Origin of the sequence: Paracoccus sp. TOH (assembly GCF_030388245.1) — a bacterium.
Taxonomy (GTDB): Bacteria; Pseudomonadota; Alphaproteobacteria; order Rhodobacterales; family Rhodobacteraceae; genus Paracoccus; species Paracoccus simplex.
The window spans coordinates 970287-985119 of sequence record NZ_CP098360.1 but is presented as its reverse complement, the minus strand read 5'-3'; the positions used below and the strand labels follow the sequence as shown (position 1 = coordinate 985119).

General features: G+C 66.8%; 15 protein-coding genes. 5 read left to right on the top strand and 10 right to left on the bottom strand.

The window, feature by feature from the left end:
* The first annotated feature begins 152 nt into the window (after positions 1 to 152).
* Positions 153 to 2858, top strand: a complete 2706-nt coding sequence (secA, locus tag NBE95_RS04840) for a preprotein translocase subunit SecA (protein ID WP_289894724.1) — start codon at positions 153 to 155, stop codon at positions 2856 to 2858.
* 151 nt (positions 2859 to 3009) lie between these two features.
* Here the strand turns inward: secA and NBE95_RS04835 are convergent, their stop codons facing one another.
* Both NBE95_RS04835 and NBE95_RS04830 read right to left on the bottom strand, forming a co-directional pair.
* Positions 3010 to 3729 (bottom strand): response regulator, encoded by a 720-nt coding sequence (locus NBE95_RS04835; RefSeq protein WP_289894723.1) that lies wholly within the window; start codon positions 3727 to 3729, stop codon positions 3010 to 3012.
* Positions 3726 to 4244 (bottom strand): MarR family transcriptional regulator, encoded by a 519-nt coding sequence (locus tag NBE95_RS04830; RefSeq protein ID WP_289894722.1) that lies wholly within the window; start codon positions 4242 to 4244, stop codon positions 3726 to 3728. The genes NBE95_RS04835 and NBE95_RS04830 overlap by 4 nt, the downstream gene beginning before the upstream one ends.
* 151 nt (positions 4245 to 4395) lie before the next feature.
* Between NBE95_RS04830 and NBE95_RS04825 the strand changes: the two genes are divergently transcribed.
* A complete protein-coding gene (locus NBE95_RS04825) occupies positions 4396 to 5265 on the top strand; it encodes a branched-chain amino acid aminotransferase (RefSeq protein WP_289894721.1) in 870 nt (289 codons plus the stop codon).
* 78 nt (positions 5266 to 5343) lie between these two features.
* On the opposite strand, the gene NBE95_RS04820 is transcribed toward NBE95_RS04825, so the two are convergent.
* From NBE95_RS04820 to NBE95_RS04785, 8 genes are all read right to left on the bottom strand, one after another.
* Complete coding sequence (locus tag NBE95_RS04820) at positions 5344 to 5535, bottom strand: hypothetical protein (protein WP_289894720.1); 192 nt, start codon at positions 5533 to 5535, stop codon at positions 5344 to 5346.
* Positions 5536 to 5608: 73 nt separating this feature from the next.
* Positions 5609 to 6073 (bottom strand): PTS sugar transporter subunit IIA, encoded by a 465-nt coding sequence (locus NBE95_RS04815; protein ID WP_289894719.1) that lies wholly within the window; start codon positions 6071 to 6073, stop codon positions 5609 to 5611.
* 82 nt (positions 6074 to 6155) lie between these two features.
* The gene (gene raiA, locus NBE95_RS04810; protein WP_019353072.1) at positions 6156 to 6731 is read right to left on the bottom strand and encodes a ribosome-associated translation inhibitor RaiA; all 576 of its coding nucleotides are present in this window, start codon (positions 6729 to 6731) and stop codon (positions 6156 to 6158) included.
* 160 nt (positions 6732 to 6891) lie between these two features.
* Positions 6892 to 7632 (bottom strand): LPS export ABC transporter ATP-binding protein, encoded by a 741-nt coding sequence (gene lptB, locus NBE95_RS04805; protein ID WP_289894718.1) that lies wholly within the window; start codon positions 7630 to 7632, stop codon positions 6892 to 6894.
* The gene (gene lptA, locus NBE95_RS04800; protein ID WP_289894717.1) at positions 7632 to 8117 is read right to left on the bottom strand and encodes a lipopolysaccharide transport periplasmic protein LptA; all 486 of its coding nucleotides are present in this window, start codon (positions 8115 to 8117) and stop codon (positions 7632 to 7634) included. Before lptA ends, lptB begins: the two co-directional genes overlap by 1 nt.
* Before the next feature lie 58 nt (positions 8118 to 8175).
* Complete coding sequence (locus NBE95_RS04795; RefSeq protein WP_289894716.1) at positions 8176 to 8754, bottom strand: hypothetical protein; 579 nt, start codon at positions 8752 to 8754, stop codon at positions 8176 to 8178.
* Between the two features lie 2 nt (positions 8755 to 8756).
* Entirely contained in the window at positions 8757 to 9704 is a 948-nt protein-coding gene (locus tag NBE95_RS04790; protein WP_289894715.1) for a KpsF/GutQ family sugar-phosphate isomerase, read from the bottom strand.
* Positions 9705 to 9714: 10 nt separating this feature from the next.
* A complete protein-coding gene (locus tag NBE95_RS04785) occupies positions 9715 to 10329 on the bottom strand; it encodes a ribonuclease H-like domain-containing protein (protein WP_289894714.1) in 615 nt (204 codons plus the stop codon).
* Positions 10330 to 10571: 242 nt separating this feature from the next.
* Between NBE95_RS04785 and NBE95_RS04780 the strand changes: the two genes are divergently transcribed.
* The 3 genes from NBE95_RS04780 (at position 10572) to NBE95_RS04770 (ending at position 14722) form a co-directional block, all read left to right on the top strand.
* Positions 10572 to 12599 carry a TonB-dependent receptor gene (locus tag NBE95_RS04780; RefSeq protein WP_289894713.1) on the top strand — a complete coding sequence of 676 codons (2028 nt, stop codon included), beginning with the start codon at positions 10572 to 10574 and terminating at the stop codon, positions 12597 to 12599.
* Positions 12600 to 12729: 130 nt separating this feature from the next.
* Complete coding sequence (locus tag NBE95_RS04775) at positions 12730 to 12987, top strand: helix-turn-helix transcriptional regulator (RefSeq protein ID WP_289894712.1); 258 nt, start codon at positions 12730 to 12732, stop codon at positions 12985 to 12987.
* Positions 12988 to 13054: 67 nt separating this feature from the next.
* Positions 13055 to 14722: a SulP family inorganic anion transporter gene (locus tag NBE95_RS04770; RefSeq protein ID WP_289894711.1), complete on the top strand. Its 1668-nt coding sequence runs from the start codon at positions 13055 to 13057 to the stop codon at positions 14720 to 14722.
* Positions 14723 to 14833 lie beyond the last annotated feature (111 nt).

Sequence of the window (14833 nt, the reverse complement as noted above, 5' to 3'; positions counted from 1 at the left end):
GACACTCAGGCGGCTGGCGCATACATCCGGCCCAACCGAAAATGCGCGCCCGTCGCCGTTTTTCCGGCCCAAGTGATAGGGCAAGGCGAATGGTGCCGGCAAGTGGGCGGAACGTCCCGCGCACCCCCAGATACGCGATTTTGAAGGCTCACATGCTCGGCATCGGAAACTTGGCGAAACTGGTCTTTGGCACGCCCAACGACCGCAAGGTGAAATCGGTCCGCCCGCTGGTGGCCCAGATCAACGCGCAGGAGGAGAAGTTCCGCGCCCTGTCCGATGCCGACCTGATCGGCAAGACCCGCGAATTGCAGGGCCGGGCGCAATCGGGCGAGGATCTGGACAAGCTCCTGCCCGAGGCCTTCGCCAATTGCCGCGAGGCGGCGCGCCGCGCGCTTGGCCTGCGCGCCTTCGACACCCAGCTGATGGGCGGCATCTTCCTGCATCAGGGCAATATCGCCGAAATGAAGACCGGCGAGGGCAAGACCCTGGTCGCGACCTTCCCGGCCTATCTGAACGCGCTGGCCGGCAAGGGCGTGCATGTCGTCACCGTCAACGACTACCTGGCCAAGCGCGACGCGCATTGGATGGGCAAGGTCTTCGCCCAGCTCGGCATGACCACCGGCGTCGTCTATCCCTTCCAGGACGATGCCGAAAAGCGCGCCGCCTACCAGGCCGACGTGACCTATGCCACCAACAACGAGCTGGGCTTCGACTACCTGCGCGACAACATGAAGGGTTCGATCGAGCAGATGACCCAGCGCGGGCATTTCTTCGCCATCGTCGACGAGGTGGACAGCATCCTGATCGACGAGGCGCGCACGCCGCTGATCATCTCGGGGCCGTCGCAGGACCGCAGCGAGCTTTACAAGACGCTGGACGCCTTCATGCCCGAACTCGCGCCCGAGCATTACAAGCTGGACGAGAAGACCCGCAACGCCACCTTCACCGAGGAAGGCAACGAGTTCCTTGAAAAGCGCCTGCAGGCCGCCGGCATCCTGCCCGAGGGCCAGACGCTCTACGATCCCGAATCGACCACCATCGTCCACCACGTCAACCAGGCGATGCGGGCGCACAAGCTGTTCCAGCGCGACCAGCACTACATCGTGCGCGACGACGAGATCGTGCTGATCGACGAATTCACCGGCCGGATGATGAAAGGCCGCCGGCTGTCGGACGGCCTTCACCAGGCCATCGAGGCGAAAGAGGGCGTGGCGATCCAGCCCGAGAACGTGACGCTGGCCTCGGTCACCTTCCAGAACTATTTCCGCCTTTACGACAAGCTCTCGGGCATGACCGGCACCGCCGCCACCGAGGCCGAGGAATTTGCCGAGATCTACAAGCTCGGCGTGGTCGAGGTGCCGACCAACCGCCCGGTGCAGCGCATCGACGAGCATGACCGCGTCTATCGCACCGCGGCCGAGAAATACACCGCCGTCATCGAGGCGATCAAGGAAGCCCATGAAAAGGGCCAGCCGATCCTGGTCGGCACCACCAGCATCGAGAAATCCGAGATGCTGTCGCAGATGCTGACCCGCGAGGGCATCCAGCACAATGTCCTGAACGCCCGCCAGCACGAACAGGAAGCGAAGATCGTCGCCGATGCCGGCAAGCTGGGCGCGGTGACCATCGCCACCAACATGGCCGGCCGCGGCACCGACATCCAGCTGGGCGGCAATGTCGAGATGAAGGTGATGGAGGCGCTGGCCGCCGATCCCGAGGCGCATCCCGACGAGCTGCGCACCCGCATCGAGGCCGAGCACGCCGCCGAGAAACAGGCGGTGCTGGACGCGGGCGGGTTGTTCGTTCTGGCGACCGAGCGCCACGAAAGCCGGCGCATCGACAACCAGCTGCGCGGCCGCTCGGGCCGGCAGGGCGACCCCGGCCGTTCGCTGTTCTTCCTGTCGCTGGAAGACGACCTGATGCGGATCTTCGGCTCGGAACGCCTGGACAAGGTGCTGTCCACGCTGGGCATGAAGGATGGCGAGGCCATCGTTCACCCTTGGGTCAACAAGTCGCTGGAACGCGCCCAGGCCAAGGTCGAGGGGCGCAACTTCGACATCCGCAAGCAATTGCTGAAATTCGACGACGTGATGAACGACCAGCGCAAGGCGATCTTCAGCCAGCGGCTGGAGATCATGCATACCGAGGAGGTCGGGGAGATCGCCGCCGACATGCGCGCGCAGGTGATCGACGACCTGATCGACCAGCACCTGCCGCCCCGCGCCTATGCCGAGCAATGGGATGTCCAGGGCCTGCATGACGCGGTGATCGACAAGCTGAACATGGACCTGCCGATCGCCGACTGGGCGGCCGAGGACGGCGTGGACCAGGAGCTGATCCGCGAGCGCATCCAGCAGGCCACCGATGCCTATATGGCGCAGAAGACCGAACAGTTCGGTCCCGAGAACATGCGCCAGATCGAAAAGCAGGTGCTGCTGCAGCAGATCGACGGCAAGTGGCGCGAGCATCTGGTGACCCTGGAACACCTGCGCTCGGTGGTGGGCTTCCGCGGCTATGCGCAACGCGACCCGCTGTCGGAATACAAGACCGAGGGCTTCCAGCTGTTCGAGACCATGCTGGACGGGCTGCGCGTCGACGTGACCCAGCAACTGGCCCGCATCCGGCCGCTGACCGATGCCGAGCGCGAGCAGATGCTGCGCGAATACCAGCAGCAGCAAGCGGCGACCGAGGCGCAGATGCACCCCGAGCACGAGGAAGCCGAGGGCGGCGAGGTTTCGGGCCGCGTCGCCGGCTTCGACGAGACCGACCCCACCACCTGGGGCAACCCGTCGCGCAACGACCCCTGCCCCTGCGGCTCGGGCAAGAAGTTCAAGCACTGCCACGGCGCGCTGGCATGAATTGGGGGCCTTCGGGCCCCTTTCTCATGCGCCGCGCGGATGGCAGGTCCGGCATGGGTCTTTGACCAACGAAGAAGCAGGGGGCGCCGCGCTCGGGTCTTCTCTGTTGCCCAAAGACCCATTGCGGCCGCGAAAGCGGCGCGGCGGCTTCCTAGTCGGGCACCAGCATGTAGCCCGTCCCGCGTACCGTCTGCAGATAGCGCGGCTCCTTCGGGTCGGGCTCGATCTTGCGGCGCAGCCGGGTGATCTGCACGTCGATGGCGCGTTCCGAATTCTCGCCCGGCTCCTCGGCGGGGCTGCGGCCCAGATCCTCGATCAGCGCGCCGCGGCTGACCGGCTGGCGCGGCGTATCGGCCAGGCGCTTCAGCAACGCCTGCTCGGTCCCGGTCAGACGCAAGGGCGCATCGCCCTGCCACAGCTCGCCCTTGTCGGCATCATAGCGCAACGGGCCCAGCGACAGGAATTTCGGCCCCCTGGCTTCGGCCACCGGGATGCGGCGCAGGATGGCGGCGATGCGCAAGAGCAATTCGCGCGGCTCGAAGGGTTTCGGCAGATAGTCGTCGGCGCCGCTTTCCAGCCCCTCGATGCGGTCGCCGGTCTCGCCCTTGGCGGTCAAGAGCAGGATCGGCGTCGGCATGCGCTGGCGCAGGTCGCGGGTCAGCGAGAAGCCGTCCTCGCCCGGCATCATCACGTCGAGCACGATCAGGTCGAAATCCAGCCCCTCCAGCAGGCGGCGGGCATGGGCGGCGTCGCGCGCCGTGGTGACCAGGAAATCATTGCGCATCAGGAAACGGCGCAGCAGGCTGCGGATGCGTTCGTCGTCGTCGACGACCAGGATATGGGCCGCGGGTTGCGGATCGGGACTGTTCATGACGGGTCGGGCAGATCTTTCAGCGCACGATACTGCCGAAGCGTGTCGCGGTCCATCATCGCCTCGAGCACCTGCCGGAAACCCGCCACCGCCTGCGGCCCCGCGGCACGATAGGCGGCGCGCATCCGGGCGCGCTGCGCCTCGGACAGCTGGCGTTCCAGGATCGCGCCCTTGTCGGTCAGGTAGAGCTGGCGTTCGCGCCGGTCGCGGCGGCCGATGCGGCTTTCGACCAGCCCGTCCTCGATCAGCGCGCGCAAGACCCGGTTCAGCGATTGCTTGGTCACGCCCAGCACGTCCAGCAGCGCCGTCACTGTCAGTCCCGGCTCGCGGTTGATGAAATGGATCGCCCGGTGATGGGCGCGGCCATAGTCCAGCTCGGCCAGGATCATGTCGGGATCGGCCGTGAAGGCGCGATAGGCGAAGAACATCGCCTCGATCCCGCGCCGCAGCTGGTCATCGGTAAGAAACAGCAGGCTTTCGCCGCCCGTCGCCGCGATTCCAACCTTGTTCTGCATGGCTTCTCCGTAATGCATGGCTCCTATTTATGTCAGACTTATTGACTTTCCAACCATGAATGGATAGCCCAGACCCCAAGTTGCGCAACTTTCTTTGCCAGACACGCTCTGAGGGCGCAACATTCCGAAACAGAACCGGCCGGAGGAAAGAATGGCGGGCGCATATGACGATCGTGACGGCAAGATCTGGATGGATGGCAAGCTGGTGGAGTGGCGCGAGGCGAATGTCCACATCCTGACCCATGCGCTGCACTATGCCAGCTCGGTGTTCGAGGGCGAGCGTTGCTACAGCGGCAAGATCTTCAAGGGGCAGGAGCATTCGCTGCGGCTGATCGAATCGGCGCGGCTGCTGGACATGCAATCGCCCTATACCGCCGAGGAGATCGACGCCGCCAAGGAGGCGGTGCTGAATGCCAACGGCTTCAAGGACGCCTATGTCCGCGCGGTGATGTGGCGCGGCTCGGGCGAGGACATGGGGGTTTCCGCCCGCCGCAACCCGGTGCGCATGGCCGTCGCCGCCTGGGAATGGGGCAGCTATTACGGCGAGGCGAAATGGCAGGGCGCCAAGCTCGACATCGCCAAGTGGAAGCGGCCCAGCCCCGAGACCATCCCCACCGCCGCCAAGGCCGCCGGGCTTTACATGATCTGCACCATGTCCAAGCACGCCGCCGAGGAGAAGGGCTGCTCGGACGCGCTGTTCATGGACTGGGAAGGCTATGTCGCCGAGGCCACCGGCGCCAATATCTTCTTCGTCAAGGATGGCGAGGTGCACACGCCCCTGGCCGACCGCTTCCTGAACGGCATCACCCGGCAGACCATCATCCAGATGCTGAAGGACAACGGCACCGCGGTGCACGAACGCCGCATCAAGCCCGAGGAGCTGGACAGTTTCCAGGAATGCTTCCTGACCGGCACGGCCGCCGAGGTGACTCCGGTCGGGCAGATCGGCGACTGGCATTTCCAGGTCGGCGACACCACCCGCAAGATCGCCGCGGATTACGAAAAGCTGGTCCGCGCCTGATCGCGGCCGGGCCCGGGGACAATAGGAAAACCGGCCGGGCGGCAGCGCCCGGCCGGTTTCATATTGGCAGGTCAAGGGTCAGACCTGATGGCCGCGCTCGATCCGGGCGAATTCGGCAGCGCGGCGATTCGTCGCCTCGCTGCGGGCGCGGGGCCGCATGCGCAGGGCGGCGATGGCCGGATGGGTGCCGGATTCGCGTTCCTGCCGCGTATAGTATTGCGTGCGGCCCGCGCTGGTTTCGTGACTGCGGTCTGCTAGATGTCTGGTCATTCGGTCTTCCTCCCGCGTGGGAGTATAGCGCCGATGCGGGGGCATTTCACCCCCTGCCCGCCCGGATGCGACTTCAGGCCGCCTTGATGCCCGGCGCCGCCGCCAGCATGGCATGCAGCGCCACCGCGTCGTCATTGGCGCGCAGCTTGGCGCGCAGATCCTGGTCGCGCAGCGTGCGCGAGACCAGCGCCAGCGCCTTCAGGTGATCGACGCCGGAATTCTTCGGCGCCAGCAGCGCAAAGATCAGGTCCACCGGCTGGCGATCCACGGCGTCGAAATCCAGCGGCTTTTCCAGCCGCAGGAACAGGCCGACCACGCGGTCGAGCCCATGCAGCCGCGCATGCGGCAGCGCCACGCCATGGCCGACTCCGGTCGGGCCCAGGCTTTCGCGTTCCTGCAGCGCATCCAGGGTCTGCGGCGCATCCACGCCATAGACCGTGCGCGCCTGCTCGGCGATTTCCTGGAACAACCGCTTCTTGCTGGTGGTCTGGCTCATCGTCCGCACGGCGGCGGGGGAGAGAATGTCGCTGATTTGCATGTCGCCCGAAAATTGTCAGGTCCCGGCCGCGGGCTGCGCGGCCGGGACGTTTGGTTCAACAAGACTGCCCTTCTGCGTCAGTCTAGCCCAGATTGCGAGGGTCGATCCAGCCCACGTTGCCGTCCTCGCGGCGGTGAACGACGTTCACGCCCCCATGTTTCTCGTTGCGGAAGACCAGCAGCGGGCTGCCGGCCAGTTCCATCTGCATCACCGCCTCGCCCACGGACAGGGTGGGCACGCGGGTTTCCATCTCGGCGATGATCATGGGCTGCAGGCCGTCCCCTTGCGATTCCCATTCGTCCTCATCGGCGGCCAGCACATACATGCCCGCCTGCTCGAAGGCAATCGGTTCGACCCGGTCCTTGTGGTGATCCTTGAGCCGGCGCTTGTAGCGACGCAGCTGCTTGTCCATCCGTTCCTTGCACTGTTCGAAGGCGGCATAGATCTCGGTCGAGGCACCCTTGGCCTGCACGTTCAACCCGGTCGAGAGATGCACCACCGCATCGCAGATGAATTCATGCGCGTTGCGGGAAAAGATCACCGTGGCATCCGTAGGACGTTGAGAATACTTGTCAATCGTCTCACCCAGCTCGGCCTTCACATGGGTCGAAAGCGCATCGCCGATATCGATCTGTTTTCCGCTGATCTGGTAGCGCATGGTGGTCCGTCCTTTCGGTTGCCCGGCGGCGGCAGGCAAGCAGCCCATGCGCCGCCGAGGTTTTCCGACAGGGGCGTCCTTGCCCCCGCCATAACCTCATTTGGTGACAGCCATGCGCCCGTGTCAACGGCCGCGCGCAGGGATCGGCGCGGCCTCGCGCTCAGTTCATCCGGAAGCTCTCGCCCAGGTAGACCCGGCGCACCTGCTCGTCGGCGACGATCTCGGCCGTGGTGCCGGATTTCAGCACATGGCCGTCATGCAGGATATAGGCGCGGTCGACGATCTCCAGCGTCTCGCGGACGTTGTGATCGGTGATGAGCACACCGATGCCGCGGCTTTTCAGGGCGTGGACCAGGCCGCGGATCTCGCCCACGGCGATCGGATCGACGCCGGCGAATGGTTCATCCAGAAGCAGATAGGCCGGATCGGCCGCCAGGCAGCGGGCGATCTCGACCCGGCGCCGCTCGCCCCCGGACAGCGCCATGGCCGAGGCATTGCGCAGATGGCCGATCGAGAAATCGCCCAGCAGCTCCTCGAGCCGCTCGCGGCGCTGATGCACATGCGGCTCGACCAGTTCCAGCACGGCCATGATGTTCTGCTCGACCGTCAGGCCGCGAAAGATCGACATTTCCTGCGGCAGATAGCCGATGCCCATCTGCGCGCGGCGATACATCGGCAGCCGCGTCGCGTCCTGGCCGTCGATCAGCACCTGCCCCGAATCGGGCGCCACCAGCCCGGCCACGCAATAAAAGCAGGTGGTCTTGCCAGAGCCGTTCGGACCCAGAAGCGCCACCACCTCGCCCCGGTCCAGCTGCATCGCCACGTCGCGGATCACCGGCCGGTTGCGATAGGACTTGCGCAGCCCGCTGACGCGCAGGCCCTGTGCCGCCTCGGCCGCCATCACCGGTTCCCCGGCTGCAGGACGCTGCGCACCCGGCCCGAGGCATTGGCCGTGCCGGTCGTCAGGTTCACCGTGACCTTGTCGCCCGACAGCACATTGCCGCCTTGGGTCAGCAGCACATCGCCGGTCAGCACCACATTGCCCGATTCGACGTCGTAATCGGCGGCCTTCGCCTCGGCCGCGTCCTCGCCGCTGACCAGGGTGACGTTTCCTGCGGCGTGCAGCGCGCTGATCCGGCTCTGGTCGCCCTGGGCATAGGTCACGGTCACGCTGTCCGCCGAAAGCCGCATCGCCCCCTGCCCGATCAGCACATTGCCCGAGAAGGTGGCCTTGCCGGTCTTCTGATCGACGGACAGCGTGTCGGCGGTGACCTCGACCGGCTGCTTGATGTCCTGCGCATTGCCGAAACCCGTGCCCTGCGCGCCGGCCGAAGCCGCCAGGGCAAGCGACAGGATCACGGGCAAAAGCGGTCCGGACCGGATCATCGGGTTTCCTTTCTGGCGCATGAGATGCCCCCGGGCGCGGCGTGTGGGGACGCAAAGGTCATGGCCGGTATATCAATCGGACTCCGCCGCTCAAATCAAGAACATGATCGCCGCTGCCCTCACCCGAGGGTTTCAGCTCCATCCGGCCCGCCGTCAATTCGCCGAAAGGGGCAAGGGCGTTCACCTCCTGCTCCGAGACCACGGTGCCGGCCGTGGTCGACGCCAGGAATTCCGGTGCGGTCAGCACCCAGCCGTCGGCGGTGGTCATGCGCGCGCCTTCGCCCAACCGGATCTGGTCGCCCTGCAGCGAGGCGGCGCCGGCGCTGACATCGGCCGCGCGCCCGTCCCTGGCGCGCAGGGTCATGCGCACCGCCTTGGCCGCACCGCCGCCGCCGGCATCGGGCACCGCCTCGGCGCCGGTCACGCTGATCTGCGCCCCGTCTTCGGTCACGCCGGCATAGGTCGGCTGTGTCACCGCCTGACGCTCGGCCAGCTCTTGCGGGTTCACGTCGGCATAGGGGATGTTTGCGTCCGGCTCGGGCTTGCGGCCCAGCAGGAACAGCACCGACAAAAGCGCCAGCGCCGCCAGCGGCAGGATCACGCGCAGCCAGGCGACGATGCAGGACCGGGTCGGCACCGCTAGACCATCCCCGTGCGCAGGAAATCATGGATATGGATCAGCCCGGCCGGCCGGCCGTCGGGCGTGACCACGAACAGGCTGGTGATGCGGCGCGACTGCATCTCGGCCAGCGCCGCCTCGGCCATCTGGTCGAGGCCGATGGTCCGCGGGTTGCGGGTCATCACCTCGGCCGCCGTGTGCTCCAGAAGGCCCTGCATGTGCCGCCGCAGGTCGCCGTCGGTGATGATGCCGGTCAGCGTGCCCTCGGCATTGGTCACGCCGGTCACGCCGAAACTTTTCTGGCTGATGGTCAGCAGCGCATCGGCCATGGGCGCGGTCTCGGCGACCAGGGGGATGTCCTCGTGCATCAGGTCGGCCACCCGCGACAGCCGGGCGCCCAGCTTGCCGCCGGGGTGGAAGGTGCGGAAATGCTCGGGCGTGAACTTGCGATGCTCCATCAGCGCCACGGCCAGCGCGTCGCCCAGGGCCATGGTCATGGTGGTCGAGGTGGTGGGCACGATGCCGGTGCCGCAGGCCTCGGGCGCGGCGGGCAGCACCAGCGCCACGTCGGCCTGACGCAGCAGGGTGGAATCGGGCCGGCTGGCGACGCCGATCAGCGGGATCTGGAAGCGCCGGGTATGCGCGATCAGGTCGGCAAGCTCGGGCGTCTCGCCCGAATTCGACAGCACCAGCGCCAGATCGCCCTGGGTGACCATGCCCAGGTCGCCATGGCTGGCCTCGGCCGGGTGGACGAACTGCGCCGGCGTGCCGGTCGAGGCCAGGGTGGCGGCGATCTTGCGCCCGACATGGCCGGACTTGCCCATGCCCGACACCACGACCCGGCCGTTCGCGGCCAGAATCGCCGCGACGGCGCGGTCGAAGCTGTCGCCAAGCCCCTCGGCCAGCATGGCCAGCCCCTCGGCCTCGGTGCGGATCACCCGCAGGGCGGTGTCGAGATATGCGCTCATGGCCCGCTACCTAATGGTGGAAGATGTCGTTTTCATCCCCCCAGCCGCGCAGGTCCAGATGGGCGCGGGCGGGAAGGAAGTCGAAACAGGCCTGCGCCAGGCCCAGCCGCCCCTCGCGCTCCAGCCGCTTTTCCAGCTCGGCCTTGAGCGCGTGCAGGTAAAGCACGTCCGAGGCGGCATATTCCAGTTGCGCGTCGGACAGCTCGGCCGCGCCCCAATCGCTGGTCTGCTGCTGCTTGGAGATGTCGACGCCGACCAGCTCGCTCAGCAGGTATTTCAGCCCGTGCCGGTCGGTGAAGGTGCGCACCATCTTGCTGGCGATCTTGGTGCACCAGACCGGCTTGGTCACCACGCCGAAGGCGGCTTCCAGCGCCGCGATGTCGAAGCGGCCGAAATGGAACAGCTTCAGCACCTTGGGATCGGTCAGCATCCGGGTCAGGTTCGGCGCCTGGTGCTGGCCGCGGGCGATCTGCACCAGATGCGCATTGCCGTCGCCCGAACTCATCTGCACCAGGCACAGCCGGTCGCGGCGCGGGTCAAGGCCCATGGTCTCGGTGTCGATGGCCACCACCGGGCCAAGGTCCAGATCGTCCGGCAGATCGTTCTGATAGAGATTGATGCTCATCTTGCTGTCCCGGGCTGCGGCTTTGCTGGTCTGTAACCCCTTTGCCCCCGGCAGCGCCAGCCCCGTCGTCCGGGCTCGGCAAAGGCCGGCCTTTCCCTGGCCGGCGGCGGGGGTGACGCAGATCGGCAACAATCCCGACTGTTTTTATCAGTTCCCGACATTGAATTCCGAGTAAATTACTTGTGTATAGAGGCCGGCAGCCTATAACGCGCGCCAGTTCCTCAACGAAACAAGGAAAAGACATGCAGTTGCGCCAAATCCTCCCTCTGGCGGGAGTGTCCACGCTTGCCCTGGCGACGGCCCTCTACGCCCAGGAATCCGCCCCGTCCGCGCCGGACGAGACCCTCGTGCTGAACCCGATCACCCTGGTCACCGACGGCCAGGAGAACGTCGAGGCCACCGGCGGCGTCTCGGTCACCGCCGAGGATCTCGAGGCGCTGCAGCCCGCCGACGTGTCCGAGCTTTTCGCCCGTGATTCCGCCATCACGGTCTCGGGCGGCGCGGGCCCCTCGAAGCGCATCCATGTCTTCGGTATGGAACAGTCGAACCTGGCCGTGACCGTCGACGGCGTGCCGCAGGGTCCGACCAGCTGGCACCATACCGGCTCGAACGTGGTTGACCCCGCCTTCCTGAAATCGGTCGAGGTCGAGGCCGGCGCCGCCGCCGCCGATGCCGGTTTCGGCGCCGCCGCCGGTGCGGTGCGCTATGAGACCGTAGGCGCCAAGGACCTGCTGACCGATGGCAAGAACCAAGGCGGCCGCGTCGGCCTGTCCTATGGCAGCAATGGCCGCGGCCTCTCGGCCTCGCTGGCCGGCTATGGCGTCCATGAGGGCTTCGACTGGTTCGCGATGATCCATGGCACCAGCGGCGACAATTACGAATCGGGCGACGGTCTGGAAATGGACGGCACCGAGCCCGCCGCCCGCGGCGCCTTGGTGAAGTTGGGCTATGAATTCGACATCCATCGGGTCGAGCTGGCCTATGACCGCACCGAGGACGACGCCGACCGCACCATCAAGATGAACATGGACCTGTATCCGACCAGCCCGGAACGGCCGCTGGATCGCGGCGTCTATCCGCTGAAGGTCTCGCGCGATACGCTGACCCTGAAATACACCTCGACCGCGCCCAGCGACGCCTGGGATCCCGAGGCGATGATCTTTGTCAGCCGCAACACATACGAACGCCCGAACTACGCCACCGGCTCGCGCCCGCTCAACGGCGACATGAACCTGGAAAACCAGACCATCGGCGGCAAGCTGCAGAACACCTATACGCTGGGTCAGGGCAGGATCACCGCCGGCGTGGACTGGGCCTATGACGATTACGAGGTCGACAATTACGGCGACACCGACCGGCGTTACTGGACCATGGACACCATGCAGATCGGCGCCTTCGTCCAGGGCCGTTTCGAATTCGACAACGGCATCGACCTGTCCACCGGCCTGCGGCTGGATCACCACCGCTTCACCGATTTCAACGGCGGCCGCCATTCGGATACCGGCGCCAGCGTGAACGGCACCGTGTCCTATGAGTTTGCCGAGGGCTTCGAGGTCTTTGCCGGCGCCTCGCATACCTGGCTGGGCCACACCTTCGGCGAATACGCATTGCTGCATGCCCGCAGCTCGGACCTTTACGTCGCCGAGGATTACGAGACCTCCAGCGCCCGCAACGTCAAGCTGGGCCTGAACGTCGACCAGGGCAACTGGACCGGCAACCTGACCTTCTTCGACACCCGGCTGAAGGACATGGGCGAGCTGGTGTTCCCCGAGGATGAAAGCGCGCCCTACCTGGGCAACGTCGAGGAATACCGCAGCAAGGGCTTCACCCTGCAAGCCGCCTATAGCTGGGGCAGCGGCCGCGTCGGCGGCAGCTTCACCAAGGCGGACGTGACCCAGGACGGCGAGGACCGGCTGCCCAATGGCGGCACCGCCGTGCCGGTCGGCAAGATCGCCACCCTGTATGTCGATCAGGAAATCGCGCAATACAACGCCAAGGTCGGCGCCACGGTGGAATGGGCCGACAAGCTGTCGGGCGATTACCTGACCGAGGCCGGTTTCTCGGACGCGCCCAGCTATACGGTGCTGAACCTTTACGGCGAATGGCGGCCGCAGAACTACCAGAACGTCGTGCTGCACCTGGGCGTGGATAACGTCTTCGACCGGAATTACTCCGAGCGTTCCAGCTATGTGCAATACGATGCGCGCGGGGTGAAGCCGCTCTATGCCCCGGGCCGCACCGTGACGCTGGGCCTGAAGATGGATTTCTGACCCATCCGCGACCGGCCGGGAAAGGCCCCTTTCGCGGGGGCCTTTTTTGTGTGTCACCATGCAATCATGATATTTGAAATATCATTATCGCCATGCTAGACATCCATCATCAAGGATTGGGAATCACTGCATGATGACCTCGGCCCAGATGCGGGCGGCGCGTGCCCTGCTTGGCATCGACCAGAAGCGGCTGGCCGAGCTTTCCGGCCTGTCGGTCCCGACCATCCAGCGCATGGAGGCCAGCGACGGCAATGTGCGCGGCGTGGTCGAAAGCCTGACCCGGGTGGTCGAGGCGCTGGAGGCCGCCGGGATCGAGCTGATCGGCGAAGGCGCGGTCAGCGGCGCGGGCGGGCGCGGCGTGCGGCTGAAACCCGGTCCGCAGACGTAATCGCGACGGCGACCGCCGACAGACAGCCGACGATCCCGCCGCCTCCTTCGCGAAGGTGCGGCCCCAGATGAACCAACAGGCCAGCATGGCGCCCGGATTTGCGCCGCTGTTCACCCCGAAACTGATCACCGTCCTGCGCGAGGGCTATGGCGCGGCCAAGCTGCGCGCCGATGCCCTGGCCGGGCTGACCGTCGCCATCGTGGCGCTGCCCCTGTCGATGGCCATCGCCATCGCCTCCGGCGCCTCGCCGGCGCAGGGGCTCTATACCGCCATCGTCGGCGGCTTCCTGGTTTCGGCGCTTGGCGGCTCGCGCTTCCAGATCGGCGGGCCGGCGGGGGCCTTCATCGTACTGGTCGCCGGCATCGTCGCGCAGCACGGCATGTCGGGGCTGATCCTTGCGACCTTCCTGTCGGGGCTGATGCTGGTCGCCGTCGGGCTTTTGCGGCTGGGCACCTTCATCAAGTTCGTTCCCTTTCCGGTGACGGTCGGCTTCACCGCCGGCATCGCCGTGATCATCTTCACCAGCCAGCTGAAGGAGATCTTCGGCCTGGCGCTGACGCATGAGCCGGGCGCGCTGGTCGAGAAGATCCCGGCGCTCTGGCAGGCCCGCGCCAGCCTGACCCCGGCGGCGCTGGCGATCGCGCTGGGAACCGTCGCGGTGATCCTGGGGTTGAAACGCGCCCGGCCGCATTGGCCCGGCATGCTGATCGCCGTGGCGCTGGCGGCGGGCTTCACCGCCGCGACCGGGGCGGATGTCGCGACCATCGGCAGCCGCTTCGGCGGCATCCCCTCGACCCTGCCCGCCCCGGCGCTGCCGGAGCTGTCGCTGGACAGGGTGCTGACGCTCTTGCCCGCCGCCCTGTCGCTGACGCTGCTCGGCGCCATCGAATCGCTGCTGTCGGCTGTGGTGGCGGATGGCATGACCGGCCGCCGCCACCGCTCGAATTGCGAGCTGGTGGCGCAGGGCGTGGCGAATATCGGCTCGGCGCTGTTCGGCGGCATCTGCGTCACCGGCACCATCGCGCGGACCGCGACCAATGTGCGCGCCGGGGCGCATGGGCCGGTGGCGGGGATGCTGCATGCGCTGTTCCTGCTGGGCTTCATGCTGGTCGCGGCGCCGCTGGCGTCGTATATCCCGCTGGCGGCGCTGGCCGGCGTGCTGGCGGTGGTGGCCTGGAACATGGTCGAGAAACCCGCCATCGCCATCCTGCTGCGCTCGGGCTGGGGCGAGGCGGCGGTGCTGGCGGTGACCTTTCTGCTGACGGTGTTCCGCGACCTGACCGAGGCCATCGTGGTGGGTCTGGCGCTGGGTTCGGTGCTGTTCATCCAGCGCATGAGCCAGGCCGTGGGCGTCGAGGCTCTGGTCGGCGCCGACACGGCCGACAGCGCCCAGCCGCGCCCGGACCAGCCGCAGCCGCGCGACGTGGTGGTCTATCGCATCTCGGGGGCGCTGTTCTTCGGCGCCACGGCCTCGATCGGCTCGGTTCTGGACCGCATCCAGGACGGGTTCCGGGTGCTGGTGGTGGATTTCAGCGCCGTGCCCTTCCTGGATTCCACCGGCGCCAACATGATCGAGGGGCTGGCGCACAAGGCGCAACGCCGCGGCATCGCGCTGTGGCTGACCGGCACCAGCCGCGACATGCGCCGGGTGCTGCTGACGCATGGGCTGCGGCGGCCGCTGGCGCGTTACGCGCCGACGGTCGAGGAGGCATTGCGCCGGCGTCGCGGGTCATAGCGATTCTGCGCGGCCGGCGCCGGCTTCGGCGTCCGGCCTCCGGCGGGGGCATTTTTGCAACGGTGAAGGCGGGGGCGGAACGGGGCGGCCCGCTGGCCGCCCGGCGCGGTT

What these genes read in the sequence shown, in the direction of transcription:
- NBE95_RS04820 (WP_289894720.1), bottom strand. Translation starts at nt 5,535, where the DNA reads ATGACCAGACATCTAGCAGACCGCAGTCACGAAACCAGCGCGGGCCGC.
- NBE95_RS04830 (WP_289894722.1), bottom strand. Translation starts at nt 4,244, where the DNA reads ATGCAGAACAAGGTTGGAATCGCGGCGACGGGCGGCGAAAGCCTGCTG.
- secA (WP_289894724.1), top strand. Translation starts at nt 153, where the DNA reads ATGCTCGGCATCGGAAACTTGGCGAAACTGGTCTTTGGCACGCCCAAC.
- NBE95_RS04770 (WP_289894711.1), top strand. Translation starts at nt 13,055, where the DNA reads ATGAACCAACAGGCCAGCATGGCGCCCGGATTTGCGCCGCTGTTCACC.
- NBE95_RS04790 (WP_289894715.1), bottom strand. Translation starts at nt 9,704, where the DNA reads ATGAGCGCATATCTCGACACCGCCCTGCGGGTGATCCGCACCGAGGCC.
- NBE95_RS04835 (WP_289894723.1), bottom strand. Translation starts at nt 3,729, where the DNA reads ATGAACAGTCCCGATCCGCAACCCGCGGCCCATATCCTGGTCGTCGAC.
- raiA (WP_019353072.1), bottom strand. Translation starts at nt 6,731, where the DNA reads ATGCGCTACCAGATCAGCGGAAAACAGATCGATATCGGCGATGCGCTT.
- NBE95_RS04780 (WP_289894713.1), top strand. Translation starts at nt 10,572, where the DNA reads ATGCAGTTGCGCCAAATCCTCCCTCTGGCGGGAGTGTCCACGCTTGCC.
- NBE95_RS04775 (WP_289894712.1), top strand. Translation starts at nt 12,730, where the DNA reads ATGATGACCTCGGCCCAGATGCGGGCGGCGCGTGCCCTGCTTGGCATC.
- NBE95_RS04825 (WP_289894721.1), top strand. Translation starts at nt 4,396, where the DNA reads ATGGCGGGCGCATATGACGATCGTGACGGCAAGATCTGGATGGATGGC.
- lptB (WP_289894718.1), bottom strand. Translation starts at nt 7,632, where the DNA reads ATGGCGGCCGAGGCGGCACAGGGCCTGCGCGTCAGCGGGCTGCGCAAG.
- lptA (WP_289894717.1), bottom strand. Translation starts at nt 8,117, where the DNA reads ATGATCCGGTCCGGACCGCTTTTGCCCGTGATCCTGTCGCTTGCCCTG.
- NBE95_RS04785 (WP_289894714.1), bottom strand. Translation starts at nt 10,329, where the DNA reads ATGAGCATCAATCTCTATCAGAACGATCTGCCGGACGATCTGGACCTT.
- NBE95_RS04815 (WP_289894719.1), bottom strand. Translation starts at nt 6,073, where the DNA reads ATGCAAATCAGCGACATTCTCTCCCCCGCCGCCGTGCGGACGATGAGC.